3 protein-coding genes are annotated in these 2,511 nt (G+C 70.2%); all 3 read left to right on the top strand.

The features are described 5' to 3' along the window. Positions 1-664, top strand: a 664-nt coding sequence (locus B9S61_RS24130; protein WP_258039757.1) for a group II intron maturase-specific domain-containing protein, incomplete at its 5' end; no start/stop codon positions are given. A gap of 107 nt (positions 665-771) precedes the next feature. Further along, a complete protein-coding gene (locus B9S61_RS24125) occupies positions 772-1,530 on the top strand; it encodes an NUDIX domain-containing protein (RefSeq protein WP_103544129.1) in 759 nt (252 codons plus the stop codon). 107 nt (positions 1,531-1,637) lie between these two features. Beyond that, positions 1,638-2,511 (top strand): ATP-binding cassette domain-containing protein (locus tag B9S61_RS24120; RefSeq protein ID WP_146064939.1); only part of this gene is annotated, 874 nt, incomplete at its 3' end.

Below are 2,511 nucleotides of genomic sequence, written 5' to 3'. Positions count from 1 at the left end.
CGGGACGCCTCAGGGCGGGGTGATCTCGCCTTTGCTGGCCAACGTCTACCTGCACGTTCTGGACTCCGGGCTATCGCGGCGCGGAGTGGGTGAGCTGGTGCGGTACGCGGACGACGGCGTCGTCCTGTGCCGTTCGGAACGCCAGGCCAGGGCTGCTCTTGACGCGGTCGGGGAGATCCTGACTTCGCTGGGGCTGCGACTGCACCCGGACAAGACGAAGATTGTTGACCTCAGAGAGGGCCGGGAAGGACTCGACTTCCTCGGCTGCCACTTCAGAGCACGCTTCTCGGGCAGGTCGTGGGAGAAGTACGGGACCGTCCGCTTCTACCTGCACCGCTGGCCCTCGAAAGCGGCGATGAAGAGACTCCGGGACAAGGTCCGGGAACGGACCGACCGCCGTCGGACTGGAATGGATATTCGGGACGTGATTGCGGACCTGAATCCGATCCTGCGCGGCTGGGGTAACTACTTCAGAACCGGGAACGCCGCTGACAAGTTCCAGACCGCTGATCGATATGTCGTATGGCGGCTCCACAGATTGATGGCCAAGAAGCGCGGCCGCAATCTGAGGTCAGGCCAGCGGGCGGAATGGACTGAGGAGTGGTTCAACGGGCATGGCCTGTATCGGCTGGGTGGCACGATTCGCTATCCGAAGGCTGCGTAACCATGTCAAGAAGATCATCGGTAAGCCGTGTGCGGGAAAACCGCACGCACGGATTGAAAGGGGGATGGGGAAACGGGTCCGCGAGGACACCGCGCCCCTGACTACCAATGCCCTACGACCCGTCAGCTTTTCCGCCCTTCGCCGTCACCGTGGACCTGGTCGTGCTGACCGTGCGTCGCCATTCGCTGTGCGCGTTGGCGGTACGCAGGGGCGAACCGCCTTTCCAGGGGCGCTGGGCACTCCCCGGAGGCTTCGTACGGGCCGACGAGAACCTGGCGCAGGCGGCGGCCCGGGAACTGGCCGAGGAGACCGGACTGCGAGTGCACGACCCGGCCGTCCCCGCCCAGGACAACGGCGCACACCTCGAGCAGCTCGCCACCTACGGCGATCCCGAGCGCGACCCCCGGATGCGTGTGGTCAGCGTCGCCCATCTCGCCCTGGCCCCCGACCTGCCCGCACCCCGGGCCGGCGGCGACGCCAGCAACGCCCGCTGGGCGCCCGTCGGGGAACTGCTGCGGGAGGGCGGCCGGGGCAGGGACCCCGAGCCGGTGGCGCCGCTCGCCTTCGATCACGCCCAGATCCTGTCGGACGGGGTGGAGCGCGCCCGTTCCAAGATCGAGTACTCCTCGCTGGCGACGGCCTTCTGTCCGTCCGAGTTCACCGTCGGCGAGCTGCGCCGGGTCTACGAGGCGGTCTGGGGCGTGGCGCTCGACCCGCGCAACTTCCACCGCAAAGTGACAGGCACGCCCGGCTTCCTGGTCCCGACCGGAGGCACGACCACCCGGCAGGGCGGACGCCCCGCCCAGCTCTTCCGGGCCGGCGGGGCCACCCTGCTCAACCCTCCGATGCTGCGCCCCGAGGTCTGACGCGGGGTCCGCCCGGCCCGCCGACGGCCCCGGCAGCACGTACGTCCCGTCCGCAGCGAGCCGCGCGATGCCCGAAAAACCCGAATGGGCACGCTATCTTGCATCGGGTGATCCAGGCCATCGGACTGACCAGCAGCCCCCGCAAAGAGCTCCCGCCCGCCGTCGACGACGTCTCCTTCGAGGCGCACGCGGGACGCGTCACCGTGTTGCTCGGAGCACCGGGAGCCGGCAAGACGGCGGCACTCGGGCTCATGCTCGAACTCCAACGCGGCCGTGGCATCACCTACTTCAGAGGCCGTCCCCTGCACCGCATTCCCTATCCCGCCCGGGAGGTGGGCGTACTGCTGGGCGAGGTGCCGGGACACCCCGCGCGCACCGTCCGCGGGCATCTCCGAATGCTCTGCGCCGCCTCGGGCGTACCGGCCCGCCGTGCCGACGAAGTCCTCGAAGCGGTGGGGCTCGTGAGTCTGCGCGACGAACGACTCGGCACCCTGTCGCGCGGTATGGACCGCCGCCTGGGACTGGCCTGCGCACTGCTCCCGGACCCGCACACGCTCGTGCTGGACGACCCCGCACGGGGACTCTCCGCCCCGGAGGCACGCTGGCTGCACGGCCTCCTCCGGGCGCACGCGGCCCAGGGCGGCACCGTGCTGTGCACCACGCCGGACCCGAAGGAGGCCGCGCGGATCGCGGACCACGTGGTCACACTGGACGGCGGAAGACTCGTCGCCGACCAGGAGGCCCAGGACTTCCGCCGCACCCGGCTGCGCCCCCGAGTGGCCGTGCGCAGCCCGCACGCCGCGCGGCTTTCCGCGCTGCTCGAACAGGAGGCGCGCTCCGCGCAGCGGTCCGTCGAGGTCGTGCGGGAGGGCGGCAACCGCCTCTGCGTCTACGGCAGCACCTGCGCGCACGTCGGCGAGACAGCGTTCCGCAACGGCATCGTCGTACACCGACTGGCGGACGAGGTGGGCGACATGGGGC

It is taken from the genome of Streptomyces sp. SM1, from assembly GCF_002910825.1.
Taxonomy (GTDB): Bacteria; Actinomycetota; Actinomycetes; order Streptomycetales; family Streptomycetaceae; genus Streptomyces; species Streptomyces okerensis.
The sequence above is the reverse complement of the archived record's forward strand: the minus strand, read 5'-3'. Positions and strand labels throughout refer to the sequence as shown.